This window comes from Brevundimonas sp. GW821-FHT02A10, from assembly GCF_059422025.1.
Genome location: NZ_JBWKWC010000002.1, coordinates 380,617 through 393,153 on the forward strand (window position 1 = coordinate 380,617; position 12,537 = coordinate 393,153).

10 protein-coding genes are annotated in these 12,537 nt (G+C 66.3%); 7 read left to right on the plus strand and 3 right to left on the minus strand.

All coding sequences use genetic code 11. The features are described 5' to 3' along the window. Window positions 1-2 precede the first annotated feature (2 nt). The gene (locus tag AC07U0_RS08310; RefSeq protein WP_494719558.1) at window positions 3-3,242 is read left to right on the plus strand and encodes an efflux RND transporter permease subunit; all 3,240 of its coding nucleotides are present in this window, start codon (window positions 3-5) and stop codon (window positions 3,240-3,242) included. Between the two features lie 278 nt (window positions 3,243-3,520). Here the strand turns inward: AC07U0_RS08310 and AC07U0_RS08315 are convergent, their stop codons facing one another. Together AC07U0_RS08315 and nhaA are read right to left on the minus strand one after the other, a co-directional pair. Then, window positions 3,521-6,133, minus strand: a complete 2,613-nt coding sequence (locus AC07U0_RS08315) for a TonB-dependent receptor (protein WP_494719559.1) — start codon at window positions 6,131-6,133, stop codon at window positions 3,521-3,523. 248 nt (window positions 6,134-6,381) lie between these two features. Further along, window positions 6,382-7,593, minus strand: coding sequence for a Na+/H+ antiporter NhaA (gene nhaA / locus AC07U0_RS08320; RefSeq protein ID WP_494719560.1), 1,212 nt, complete (start codon window positions 7,591-7,593; stop codon window positions 6,382-6,384). A gap of 153 nt (window positions 7,594-7,746) precedes the next feature. Between nhaA and AC07U0_RS08325 the strand changes: the two genes are divergently transcribed. The 5 genes from AC07U0_RS08325 to AC07U0_RS08345 all read left to right on the plus strand — a co-directional run bounded on the left by AC07U0_RS08325 (window position 7,747) and on the right by AC07U0_RS08345 (window position 11,815). Further along, the gene (locus AC07U0_RS08325) at window positions 7,747-8,103 is read left to right on the plus strand and encodes an autorepressor SdpR family transcription factor (RefSeq protein WP_494719561.1); all 357 of its coding nucleotides are present in this window, start codon (window positions 7,747-7,749) and stop codon (window positions 8,101-8,103) included. Next, window positions 8,100-8,468: an SdpI family protein gene (locus tag AC07U0_RS08330; protein ID WP_494719562.1), complete on the plus strand. Its 369-nt coding sequence runs from the start codon at window positions 8,100-8,102 to the stop codon at window positions 8,466-8,468. Before AC07U0_RS08325 ends, AC07U0_RS08330 begins: the two co-directional genes overlap by 4 nt. Window positions 8,469-8,594: 126 nt before the next feature. Next, complete coding sequence (locus AC07U0_RS08335) at window positions 8,595-9,503, plus strand: TraB/GumN family protein (protein ID WP_494719563.1); 909 nt, start codon at window positions 8,595-8,597, stop codon at window positions 9,501-9,503. A gap of 62 nt (window positions 9,504-9,565) precedes the next feature. Further along, window positions 9,566-10,993: a protein adenylyltransferase SelO family protein gene (locus tag AC07U0_RS08340; protein ID WP_494719783.1), complete on the plus strand. Its 1,428-nt coding sequence runs from the start codon at window positions 9,566-9,568 to the stop codon at window positions 10,991-10,993. Window positions 10,994-11,377: 384 nt separating this feature from the next. Beyond that, complete coding sequence (locus tag AC07U0_RS08345) at window positions 11,378-11,815, plus strand: DoxX family protein (RefSeq protein WP_494719564.1); 438 nt, start codon at window positions 11,378-11,380, stop codon at window positions 11,813-11,815. Here the strand turns inward: AC07U0_RS08345 and AC07U0_RS08350 are convergent. Next, on the minus strand, window positions 11,778-11,972 hold the full coding sequence (locus AC07U0_RS08350; protein WP_494719565.1) for a DUF2256 domain-containing protein: 195 nt from the start codon (window positions 11,970-11,972) through the stop codon (window positions 11,778-11,780). The two genes, AC07U0_RS08345 and AC07U0_RS08350, sit on opposite strands and share 38 nt — an antisense overlap. 50 nt (window positions 11,973-12,022) lie before the next feature. Here AC07U0_RS08350 and AC07U0_RS08355 point away from each other — a divergent pair, with 50 nt between their 5' ends. Continuing rightward, on the plus strand, window positions 12,023-12,535 hold the full coding sequence (locus tag AC07U0_RS08355; protein WP_207870485.1) for a MerR family transcriptional regulator: 513 nt from the start codon (window positions 12,023-12,025) through the stop codon (window positions 12,533-12,535). Window positions 12,536-12,537: the final 2 nt, after the last annotated feature.

Consider the following 12,537-nt stretch of genomic DNA (forward strand, 5'->3'; position numbering starts at 1 on the left):
CCATGGGCTTCCAGAACATCTCTTCCTGGGCGATCAAGAACCCGATCCCCATCGTGCTCATGTTCATCGTCCTGACGGTGGCGGGGCTGACCAGCTACTTCAAGCTCAGGACCAACAACTTCCCCGACATCGACCTGCCGGTCGTGGCGGTGACGGTGATCCAGTCGGGCGCCGCCCCGACCGAGATGGAGACCCAAGTCACCCGTCTGGTCGAGGACTCGGTCGCGGGTCTGGGTCAGGTCAAGCACATCCAGTCCGTGGTCAATGAGGGCGTCTCCACGACCTCGATCGAGTTCCAGCTGGGCGTGAACCTGGAGAAGGCCACCAATGACGTGCGCAACGCCGTCGCCGGCGTGCGCCAGAACCTGCCGGCGGACGTGCTGGAGCCCATCGTCCAGCGCATCGAGTTCAGCGCCATCCCCTTCGCCAACTATGTGGTTCGCGCGCCGGGCATGAGCCCCGAGGAGCTCAGCTGGTTCGTCGACAACACCGTGGCCAAACGCCTGCTTTCCGTGAAGGGCGTCAGCCAGATCAGTCGTGACGGCGGCGTCAGCCGCGAGATCCGCATCAAACTGGACCCCGACCGTCTGGAGGCCGCCGGCGTCACCGCCGCCGCCGTCTCCAACCAGCTGCGCACCCAGAACATCAACCTGCCCGGCGGGCGGGGCGAGCTGGGCGGCGCCGAACAGGCGATCCGCACTGTCGGCTCGGCCAAGACCGTCGAGCAACTGCGCGAGACCCTGATCCCGGTCGGAAGCCGGTCGGTGCGTCTGGCCGATCTGGGCGAGATCACCGACGAATGGTCCGAACAGCGCGGTCGCGCGCGCTTCAACGGCAAGGAGGTCGTCGGCTTCGGCGTGGCTCGCGCCATCGGTTCGTCCGAGGTCGACGTCTATCACAACACCCTGAAAGAGATCGAGAAACTGGACGCCGAGCGTTCGGATGTGACGATCGAACAGGTGGCCAACACCACCGACGACGTGATCAATAATTTCCATGCCTCGGTCGAGGCCCTGCTGCTGGGCGCCCTTCTGGCCATTCTGGTGGTTCTGGTCTTCCTGCGCGACTGGCGCGCCACCCTGATCGCCGCCATCGCCATGCCCCTGTCGCTGATCCCGACCTTCTGGATCATGGACATGGCCGGCCAGTCGCTGAACGTCGTCTCCCTGCTGGCCCTGTCGCTGACCGTCGGCATCCTCGTCGACGACGCCATCGTCGAGATCGAGAACATCGTCCGCCACATCCGCGACGGCAAACCGCCCTATCCGGCCGCCATCGAAGCCGCCGACGAGATCGGCCTGGCGGTCATGGCCACCACCGCGACCCTGGTGGCGGTGTTCGCCCCCACCGGCTTCATGCCCGGCATCGTCGGTCAGTTCTTCGTCAGCTTCGCTATCGCGGCCTGCGTCAGCGTGCTGTTCTCCCTGCTGGTCGCCCGAACCCTGACCCCGCTCATGGGCGCCTATCTGCTCAAGCGCGACCAGGGCAAGGAGCACAAGGATCCGTTCTGGATGGCGCCCTATCTCCACGCCCTGGAATGGGCGCTGGGCGATCGCGGCAAGGTAGTTCCGGCCGTTGCGGGTCAGGCTCCAAACGCCAACTTCGATCTGTCGCGACCCACGCGCAAGCCGCCTTTCATGAAGCGGGTCCGCGCCCGCTTCTGCGACCATCGTCTTTGGGTGATGGGGATGGGCCTGCTGTTCTTCATCTTCTCCATCTTCCTGGCGACCCGTCTGCCCGGCGAGTTCATTCCGGTCGAGGATCAGTCGCGGTCCAGCCTGACGATCCAGCTCCCGCCCGGCACGACGCTGGACGAGACCGACGCCGCCGTGCAGCGGATCAATACCGAGCTTCTGAAGCGACCCGAGGTGAGATCCGTCTATTCCTCCATCGGCTCGGCGACGGTCAGCTTCGGCCCCGGCGGCGGCTCCGGCGCGGGCGAGGTGCGCAAGGCCAATCTGACCGTCAACCTGAAGCCGCGCAGCGATCGCAAGCTGAGCCAGCAGGAGTTCGAGAAGGACTTCGGCCCGACACTGCGTCAGACGCCGGGCGCCCGGGTCCAGTTCGGCGGCTCCGGCGCCGGCGGCGCGGGCATCATGCAGGTCGCCCTGGTCAGCGATAACCCCACCCTGCTCGAGCCCGCCGCGGCGCGGCTGGAGCGCGAGATGCGCGGTGTTCAGGGCCTGTCCAACGTGGTGTCGTCCTCGGCCCTCGTCCGGCCGGAACTGCTGATCACACCCAAGGCCGACGTCGCCGCCCTGCAGGGTGTTTCGACCCAGGACATTAGCCAGGTGGCGCGTGTCGCCACCCTGGGCGACGCCGACCAGTTGCTGCCGAAATTCAACCTTGGTGACCGTCAGGTGCCGATCCGCGTCATGCTGACCGAGGAATCCCGCACCAAACTCGGCGTGCTGGAGAACCTCAAGGTGCCGACGGCCTCGGGCGCCGTCGTGCCCCTGTCCGCCGTCGCCGACATCAGCTTCGGCGCCGGTCCCAACCAGATCGACCGTCTGGACCGGCTGCGCGTCGCCAACATCACCGCCGAGACCTCGGGCACGACACTGAGTGTCGCGACCGCCGCTATCAACGAACTGCCGGCCATGAAGGAACTGCCCCAGGGCGTTCGCCAACAGCTCACTGGCGATGCGGAATCCAACGCCGAACTCGGCGCGGGCTTCGCCTTCGCCATCTTCACCGGCATCCTGCTGATGTACGTCGTGCTGGTGCTGCTGTTCGGCAGCTTCTTCCACCCGATCACCATCCTCGCGGCCCTGCCCGTGTCGTTCGGCGGCGCCTTCTTCGCCCTGCTGATCACCGGCAAGTCGATGTCGATGCCGGCCCTGATCGGCATCATCATGCTGACCGGGATCGCGGCCAAGAACTCCATCCTGCTGGTCGACTACGCCATCATGGCCATGCGCGGCGGCATGCCCAAGCGCGAGGCCTTGATCGACGCCGCCCACAAGCGGGCCCGGCCGATCATCATGACCACCTTCGCCATGGGTCTGGGAATGCTGCCGATCGCCGCCGCCGTCGGCGAGGGCACGGCCTTCCGCTCGCCCATGGCCATCGCGGTCATCGGCGGCCTGATCACCTCGACCGCGCTGAGCCTGCTCTTCGTGCCGGTGGTGTTCAGCCTGATCGACGGGGTCAAGACCCGGCTGGAGCGCCGCATGGACAAGTGGTTCGGCGGTCAGCACCACCACCACCCGGCCGAGGAAGCGGAAACGCCGGCGGAGTAATTTCTGATCCTTCTCCCCTTGCGGGAGAAGGTGGGCCGCGAAGCGGCTCGGATGAGGGGTCGTACCGACCTCTCAGTCCGCCTTCGCATCAACCGCGCTGACCGTCCTCGACAGCGCGCCCCCTCATCCGTCGCGCTCCGCGCGCCACCTTCTCCCGCAAGGGAAAAGGAAGATGCGTGGCTCAACCCCTCCCCGGCTGCGCCAGTCGAGAGGACATAAAAAGACCGGCCGGGGTCGCCCCCGGCCGGCCTCTGAGTTCCGTCCTCTTTTCGGGACGATCAGTATTTGACTTTGAGGGTCACGCCGTAGGTGCGGGGCTGGCCGAGGTAGGCGTCGTAGGTCGCCGTATCGAGGGCCGGGTTGTAGTAGGTGCCCGCATAGGCGCCCGTGGTCTGGACCGACGACTGGAAGGCGGTGCCTTGCAGCGGGGCGGCGTAACCGACCTGGATGTATTCCTTGTCGGTCAGGTTCTGGCCCCAGACCTCGAGGGTCCAGCGGTCGTCTTCCGAACCGAAGGTGATGCGGCCGTTGACCAGGGTCATGGCGTCCTGCTGCTTGTAGGGCAGCAGGTCGGAACCGGTGTTGTAGTCGCTGGTGTATTTGGCCGTCAGGCTGGCGCCCAGACGCAGACCGTGACCGATCGAGCGCTGGAAATTGACCGAGCCCGTGCCCGACCATTCTGGCGCGAACGACGGGGTGCGGCCCGGCAGCAGCGACAGTTGCGGGAAGTTGGCGGGGTTGGCCAGATCCGCGGCGACGAAGTTGCCGTACTTCGCATCGGTGTAGGTCAGACCGCTGGAGAAGCTCAGGCCTTCCACCGGGGTGAACCACAGGAAGTCGGCGTCGAAGCCGCGGCTCTTCAGCTCGGGGATCGATTCCACCACGAAGGCGGTGCCGAGGAAGGTGTTGAGCTGGAAGTCCGAAACCTTCTGGTCGAAGTAGCTGACGTTGAACAGGACCTTGCGGTCGAACAGGGTCGCCTTGAAGCCGGCTTCGTAGTTGTCGACCAGTTCCGACGGGAAGAAGGTCGAGGCCAGCGGAGTGATGCCGTTCTGCACGCGGTCGAGGTTGTAGCCGAAGCTCTTGTAGCCGCGCGCGTAGGACACATAGGTCATCAGCGACGGGTTGAAGCGATAGGCCGCCTTGATCGTACCGCTGAGCTCTCCGTCGCTCTCTTCCTGGTGCGTCGCACGGCTCTCGAAAGCGCTGTTGGCCCAGGGCAGGCACATGGTGCCGAGGATCGACGAACCCGCGGCACCCAGGACCCCGACGATGGCCGCCGAGTTGGCCAGGGCCGCGTTACAGGTGTTGGAGTTGCCGTTCTGGTTGGTCTGCAGCGCGTCCATCGACTTGGAGTCGTAGGTGTAGCGCAGGCCGACAGTGATATCGAACTTGTCGGTGACGTGGAAGGTGTTGTTGGTGAACAGCGCCAGCGAGTCCGAGTCCTGGCTGTACTGGTCGCGGACGCCCTGGCCGACGATATAACCGATGCCGCCGCCCGAAACCGCGCCACCGGTGCCCAGGCACTGCTGCAGGCCGAGCGCCGTCTGGGCCACGCGGGTGAAGCAACCGATGTCGTTGGCGCTGACCGGGAAGGCCGGAACCGCGCGGTTCAGGTTGGCCGACAGCAGGAAGGACAGGAACGGCGTGTAGTCGGCGCCGAAGACGTAGCTGTCGGTGCGGTCGATGTGCTCACGCGTGGCGAAGGCGCCGACCAGCCAGTCCAGCTTGTCGGTCTGGCCGGCCAGACGGACTTCCTGGGTGATGTTGCCGACCCGGTAGCCGTAGTCGCCGTCCGGGTTGCGGTACAGGATGTCCGCGCCGGTGTAGTCGATGTCCTGGCCATTGACCGAGTCCCACTGACGCCACGAGGTGACGGTGGTCAGGGTGGCCCCGCCCAGACCGGTCAGGTCGAAATTGCCTTCCGCCGAGATGCCGCGGTCGGTGATTTCCTGTTCGGTGCCGCGGTTGGCGTAGCCGGTGCGCGAGAAGGGCAGGCCCGAGAAGGTCGCGTTCGGCGGGCGTTGGCCGGTGCCGGTCGAGAGGCCGTCGATGAAGGGATAGGTCTGGCCGGTGCGGACCTGGGTGCCCGTGCAGCAGTATTCATCGCGCTTGGAGTAGTCGGCGATGATGCGGATCGAGGCGTTGTCGTTGGGCAGGATCAGCAGCTGGCCGCGGGCGGTCCAGAAGTCCTGGTTCTGATCGTCGGTCTGGGTGCGCGGGCCATCGCCGGTATCGACCGGGTTGAAGCCGTCACGCGTGCGCTTGGCGGCGTACAGGCGGAAGGCGACCTGGTCGTTGATCGGACCGGTGACCGAGGCCGAGACGCCCAGGGCGTTGAAGTTGCCGGCGGTCAGTTCGCCGTTGAAGCCCGGGGTGAAGGACGGGGCCTCGGTGATGATGTTGACGACGCCGGCCGAGGTGTTCTTGCCGAACAGGGTGCCTTGCGGGCCCTTCAGGACCTCGATGCGCTCCAGCTCGCCCAGGTCGCCGAAGCCGACGCCGTTGCGCGAGCGATAGACGCCGTCGATCACGACGCCGACCGAGCTTTCCAGACCGGGGTTGTCGCCGACGGTGCCGACGCCGCGGATACGGACCGTGGTCGAGGCTTCCGAGGTGGTCGAGGTCACGGTCATGCCGGGCGTCAGGATCTGCAGATCCTTGATGTCCTTCACGCCCGCGTTGTTCAGGGCTTCCTGGTTCAGCGACGTGACCACGATCGGCACATCCTGCAGGCTCTGTTCACGCTTCTGGGCGGTGACGATGATGTCGTCGACCGAGGCCGCCGGACCGTCCTGATCCTGGGCGGAGGCGATCCCGGCGAAGCCGAAGACGGCGGCGCCGACGACGGCGGCGGACGTGGTGGTGCGAAGAATTTGCGTAAGACGCATGGACGGCTCCCGGCTCAATGGCCCGACAGCCCACATTGGGGACAGTCGCGGCGTTTCCTGTTCCCGATCCTCGCCCTCTTTGTGGGACGATGGAGTCTTGAACCCTTGGCCTAGTCCAAGCCGGGTAAAGCAACAAGAAGCTGTGCCCCCGCCGCGCCGCCTTTCAGGCGAATTTCATCTCGCATGTCAGCGTCGTGTGACGCAAAAGCGACAAATATCCATGACGCTAGGTCAATATACAGATCGCCTTATGCAGTATCGCCGTCGGTTTCGGACAAAACCTTGCGCGACGTAAAGTTGGCGACCGACAGTACGAGCGCGCCGACCAAAGCCGAGAGCAGCGACCCGCCCAGCACCCCCAGCTTGACCTCGACCTGTTCCGCGGAATCAACCGCGCCGGGAAAGGCGAGGGCGCCGATGAACAGGCTCATGGTGAAACCGACGCCGCACAGCAGGCTGACGCCATAGACCTGAAGCCAGGTCGCATCGGTGGGCCGGGCGCCGAGCTTCAGCTTCGCCGCCAGCCAGGCCGCGCCGAAGACCCCGATCTGCTTGCCGACGAACAGGCCGAGCGCCACGCCCAGCACCAGGGGCGCCGCCGCCTGCTCCAGCGACAGGCCCGCAAAGGAGACGCCCGCCTTGGCGAAGGCGAACAGGGGCAGGACCAGCCAGGAGACATAGGGGTGCAGGTCGTGCATCGCCTCCTTCAGTGGGCTCTGACGATCCTCGCGGCGCGGCTTGATCGGCACGATGACGGCGAAGGCCACGGCGGTCAGGGAGGTGCTGATCCCGGCCTCGACCGTCAGCCACCAGACGGCGGCGAACCCCATGACCCAGAAGGGGGCGGGGATGCGGCGGCCCCCGGACCAGATGGCCCCGGTCACGAGCAACGCCAGCACGCCCAGCAGCGGGATCAACTGGACCCCCGAGCTGAACAGGGCCGCGATCAGGGCGATGGCGCCGAGGTCGTCGACGATGGCCAAAGTCAGGAGGAAAACGCGCAGCGAGGGCGGCAGCCCCTTGCCGACCAGGGCGAAGACGGCGAGCGCAAATGCGATATCGGTGGCCAGCGGCACGGGCCAGCCGTTGTGCGGTCCGCCGAGAAGACCCGCGACGGCCAGATAGACCAGGGCGGGCGCGACCATCCCGCCCAGCGCCGCGATGACCGGGGTCGCCAGCTTCTTCGGATCGCTGAGCTCACCCTTGAGGATCTCGTATTTGATCTCCAGCCCCACCACGAGGAAGAAGATCGCCATCAGACCTTCCTTGATCCAGTTGGAGATCGTCTCCTCGAGACGCAGCGGACCGATCTGGAGGACGTGATAGCTCTTCAGCCAGTGGAAATAGTCACCGGCCCAGGGCGAGTTGGCGACGATCAGGGCCGCGACGGCGGCAAGGCCGAGGGCCACGCCCGAGGCGGTCTCGGTCTTGAGGAAATCCAGTGTGAATCTGCGCGCCACGGGGGCCTCCTGCGAAGGGGTCTGTTCCGTGGCGCCAGGTTACCGACGGGCGCCGGACCGGATGCTTCCGCCCTGCCAAACTGAAGCGGAGCGGCGCCGGCCTGACCCGCGCGGCGGGCCTGATCTCTGGGGGCAGCTTACCGTCTCCGACGCATGACGCCAATCGACGTCTCCCGCCCGTTGACAACAATTAGATGTTTAGCTAAACGTCACATCATGAGCTCGGTCTTCAAAGCCCTGTCGGATCCGACGCGTCGCCGCGTGCTGCAACTGCTGCGCGCCGGGCCGATGAGCGCCGGTGACATCAGCGATCCGTTCGACGTCTCCAAGCCCACGATGTCGGCCCACTTCGCGGTGCTGAAGGAAGCCGATCTTGTCCATGCCGAAAAGGTCGGCAAGGCGGTCATCTATCATCTGAAGCTCTCGGTGCTCGAAGACGCGCTCCTCGGCTTCGTCAACTCTTTCGAGCCGGGCGTCGCAACGCCGGCGGTCAAGGATTCCGGGAAATGAACAAGGACATCGTCAAGAGTCTGGCCATTGCCGGCGGGCTCATCGCTGTGGCCCTGGCCTCGACGGCAGCGCGGAACGCAGACCTCATCGACGGGGAAACGGTGACCCGCATCATCATGGCGGCGACCGGGCTGATGCTGGTGTGGGTCGGAAATCGAATGCCGAAGGCCTGGGTTCCTGCGGAGACCGCGCGCCGGGTCCACCGCCTCGGCGGCTGGTCGATGGTGCTGAGCGGTCTTGTCTACGCCGCGCTCTGGGCGTTCGCGCCCGTCCCTGTCGCTCTGGCGGGCGGATGCGCGGCGGTGATCGCCGGCATGCTCGTCACGATCGGCTACTGTCTGTCCGTACGGCGCCAGGCGGCCTGATCCAAACCTCGCCTGACTGGGGCTGACGTCGACCCGCCTCGCCGCGGCCGCGCCCCGATCCGCCAATTTTGTCCTCTCGTGCGAGTGCGGCTCGCGCGCGATCCCTCCTGCCTGGAGCTCAATCCCATGCGCCTTCTCTCCACCCTGCGTGTCGCCCTTGTCGGCGCCGTCCTTGGCCTCACATGCCTTCTTCCAGGCGCGGCGACAGCCCAGACCTCCCGGCCCTCCGCACCCAAACCTGCGCTCTGGGTGCTCCGCGATGCAGATTCGACTGTCTATCTGTTCGGCACGATTCACTTCCTGCGGCCGGACACGGACTGGAAAACCGCACCGGTGTCCGCGGCCCTGGCGGAGGCCCGGTCCCTTGTTCTGGAAGTGGCCGACCCTGACGACCAGGCGGCCGTCGTACCGCTGATCCAGCAGTACGGAATGTCGCCACAGCAACCGCTGTCGAGCCTCCTCACAGCGGATGAATTCCAACGCCTGGACCACGCCGCCGAAACCCTCGGCGCATCGGCCGCGCAAATGGAGCCGATGCGACCCTGGCTTGCCGGCGTGATGCTCTCCGGCGCCATTCCGGCGCGTGGCGGCTTCGACGCAGCCTCGGGTGTCGACGTGTCTCTGCGGGCTGAGGCCGCGAGAGCCTCGCTGGCCATTCGCGGGCTGGAGACCCCGGCCGATCAGATCCGCATGCTTTCCGGCTTTCCGGAGGACGGACAACTCGCCTTCCTTCGGAACACGCTGGACAGCTTCGATCAGGCGCCCACCGAATTGGGCCAGCTCGCGGAGGCCTGGACGCGAGGCGATGTCGACAGGATCGCCGACATCACACTGGAGCCGATGAAGGCCCGCAGCTCCACCCTCTATGAGACTGTGATCGTCGATCGAAACCGCCGCTGGGTCAGCGAAATCGCCGGGATGCTCGAGGGTTCAGGCACGACCTTCGTAGCGGTCGGCGCCCTTCACCTCGCGGGGGCCGACAGCGTCCAGCGCCTGCTCGGCCAGAGAGGACTTGAGGTCGTCCGCATCCAATGATGTCGAGCCCGCGCAGTCGCTTCGCCATTGCGCCCCAAACCGACAGCGTCCATCTGCACCCCATGCCCCTGACCTCCGCCTATCGCCCCGAACCGCGCTTCTTCGATCTGGGCGAGGAGTTCGCGGATGCGGTCGCGGCGGCAGACTTTCCCGAGACCCGGCTGCGCTATCGCAACGACCGGGCCGCGACTTCGGTCGGGCTGGAGGGGCTGTCGGACACCGAATGGATCGCGGCCTTCGGCCGGTTCCAGCCCCTCGCGGGTCAGCCCGGGCCACTGGCCATGCGCTATCACGGTCATCAGTTCCGCACCTACAACCCCGACCTCGGGGATGGGCGCGGCTTTCTGGCGGGGCAGCTGAGGGACGACCGGGACCGCCTCCTCGACCTGGGCACCAAGGGTTCCGGCACGACCCCGTGGTCGCGCGCCGGCGACGGGCGGTTGACGCTCAAGGGCGGGGTGCGCGAGGTGCTGGCGGCGACGATGCTGGAGAGCCTCGGCGTGCCGACGTCGAAGGCGCTCAGCCTGATCGAGACCGGAGAGGCGCTGGAGCGCGGCGACGAACCGTCCCCCACCCGCTCGGCCGTACTGGTCCGGCTTCAGCACAGCCACGTCCGCTTCGGCACCTTCCAGCGCGCCGCCTACTTCCAGCGCGCCGACCTGATCGAACAGCTGGTCGAGCATGTCCGCGCCCTCTACCACCCCGAGGTCGCGCAAGGGGACGCGCCCGGCCTGCTGGCCGCCATCGTCGAGGCCTCGGCCCGGCTGACGGCGCGCTGGATCGCTGCAGGCTTCGTCCACGGGGTGCTCAACACCGACAATCTAAACGTCACGGGCGAGAGCTTCGACTACGGCCCCTGGCGTTTCCTGCCGTCGTACCAGCCTGGCTTCACCGCCGCCTATTTCGATCAGACGGGTCTCTATGCTTTCGCCCGTCAGCCCGAGGCCGTGTTCTGGAACCTGACCCAGCTGGCCGGCTGTCTGAAGCTGGTCGCCGATGCGGGGCCGTTGACGGATGTGCTGAACGGCTTCGGTCCCGCCTATATCCGCGAGCTGCGCGCCGCCTTCCTGATGCGGCTGGGGGTCAGGTCGCTGGGCGAGGCGGCGGACCAAAGACTGACCGACACGACCCTGGCCCTGCTGCGCGAGGGCGGTCAGGCGCCGGGCGCCGGCCTGCGCTGGGAGCCGCTCTTCTTCGACTGGTTCACCGGCTTCAGCTCCTCGGCCCGGGCGCTCGCCGGACCGCGCGCCGGCCTCTATCAGGGCGAGGCCTTCGACGCCTTCCGCTTCGCCCTGTTCGAGCATGAGCCGGACCGGCCCGAGCGGCTGGAGCATCCGATGTTCGCCACGGCCGAACCGGAAGAGATGCTGATCGACGAGGTCGAGACCCTGTGGGCCGACATCGCCATGGGCGACGACTGGTCGGCGTTCGAGGCGAAACTCGACCGGCTGGAGACGGCTCGTCAGGCGTGGGGCTTCACAACGCCCTGAGCGTCACCATATCCGCCCCCAATCCGGCAAGACATCCGGACAGGACCGTACGGCGGCGTAAAGCCTACATTACGAATCCTTATGCATACTGTCACGGTTCGGCCCCGGAGAGGGTCGATGAGGCCGCCTGTTCAGTAAGCGTACGACCGGATCGAGACCGCGTCTCTGGCCGCCGATCTGTCGCCTGAAACACACGTTGATCGGCTAAGTCATCAGTTGATGTCTACGGCTGATGACATTTTTCGGTATCTGCGCCATATACCTCTTGCGCAAGCAGGGCGGCGATCCGATATCGCGACTGTTGCAGATTACCAGTTCGCTTTCGCGTACGCTTCCTCCCCCCCGTTTCCTCCCCGAATACCCCTCTCTCCCTCAGGTCCCGCTATGGCCGCTACCTTCACGCCCGCCTCCGTCTCGCGCCCGCTGACCGCTCGCGAACGCACCGTCGCCACCTGGCGCAACCTCGCGCTCTGGACCCTGCAGGGCTGGATCGCGATGTTCTTCATCGCCGCCGGCTACGCCAAGATCACCGAGCCGATGACCAACCTCGTCGCCCTGATGAACTGGCCGGCCCTGGTCAGCCCCGCCTTCGTGCGCGGCCTGGGTCTCGCAGAGATCGTTCTGGCGCTCGGCGTCCTGGCCCCGCTGGCCTCGTGGAAGATCGGTCGCCCGATCCTGGTGGTCGCCGCCGCCGGTCTGGTCGTGCTGGAGACCATCATGCTGGGCGTCCACGCCTTCGGCCTGGATATCAGCCTGGCCCTGGTCAACGTCTTCCTGCTGGCGATCACGATCCCGGTTCTGCTGGGTCGTTGGGCGCGCTGACCCCGACGGACCGGCAACGGTCCGAACAGAATTTCACCTGATCCCAGTCGCGCGCCCATTTCCGGCGCCAGACAAACGGTTTGCCGCAGGAGACGCAGGTCTTCTGCGGCAAGTCGCGTTTTGATACGCCTGCGCCATTGACGTGCTTTCGCGCCATCGAAGCGAAAAACCTTCCCTTTACGTGCGCGTCAAGTTATGACGCTTCCCATGTCGACCGCCGACGATCATCGCACCTATTCCATTCGCCAGCTGTGCCGCGAGTTCGGGGCCACGGCGCGCGCCTTGCGCTTCTATGAAGACAAGGGCCTGTTGACCCCTGCGCGCAAGGGCCAGACCCGCGTCTATGACGCCCGCGACCGCGCCCGGCTCAAGCTGATCCTGAGGGGGCGCCGCATCGGCTTCACCCTTCAGGAGATCCAGGACATGCTGGATCTATACGACCGCAACGACGGCAACATCCACCAGATGGCCATCGCCCTGCGTCGCCACCGGGCCCAGATCGAGGCCCTCAAGCAGCAGCGCGAGGATCTGGACGGCGCCATCGAAATGGCCGAGGCCGCCTGCGCGGCCATGGAAGAGCGGCTGAAGAACATCCGCCCCGACCTTCTGCCGGGCGCCGAGGAATACGAGTCGATCGTCTCGGCGCGGATCGACCACGACCACCACCACTCCGACTTCGCGGGCCACCCCGCGCGTCACCCCTTCAAAGCAAGAGTGTAATC

Coding starts and splice junctions, on each gene's coding strand:
- AC07U0_RS08310 (WP_494719558.1), top strand. CDS start 3: ATGGGCTTCCAGAACATCTCTTCCTGGGCGATCAAGAACCCGATCCCC.
- AC07U0_RS08315 (WP_494719559.1), bottom strand. CDS start 6,133: ATGCGTCTTACGCAAATTCTTCGCACCACCACGTCCGCCGCCGTCGTC.
- AC07U0_RS08325 (WP_494719561.1), top strand. CDS start 7,747: ATGACGCCAATCGACGTCTCCCGCCCGTTGACAACAATTAGATGTTTA.
- AC07U0_RS08330 (WP_494719562.1), top strand. CDS start 8,100: ATGAACAAGGACATCGTCAAGAGTCTGGCCATTGCCGGCGGGCTCATC.
- AC07U0_RS08335 (WP_494719563.1), top strand. CDS start 8,595: ATGCGCCTTCTCTCCACCCTGCGTGTCGCCCTTGTCGGCGCCGTCCTT.
- AC07U0_RS08340 (WP_494719783.1), top strand. CDS start 9,566: ATGCCCCTGACCTCCGCCTATCGCCCCGAACCGCGCTTCTTCGATCTG.
- AC07U0_RS08345 (WP_494719564.1), top strand. CDS start 11,378: ATGGCCGCTACCTTCACGCCCGCCTCCGTCTCGCGCCCGCTGACCGCT.
- AC07U0_RS08350 (WP_494719565.1), bottom strand. CDS start 11,972: ATGGCGCGAAAGCACGTCAATGGCGCAGGCGTATCAAAACGCGACTTG.
- AC07U0_RS08355 (WP_207870485.1), top strand. CDS start 12,023: ATGTCGACCGCCGACGATCATCGCACCTATTCCATTCGCCAGCTGTGC.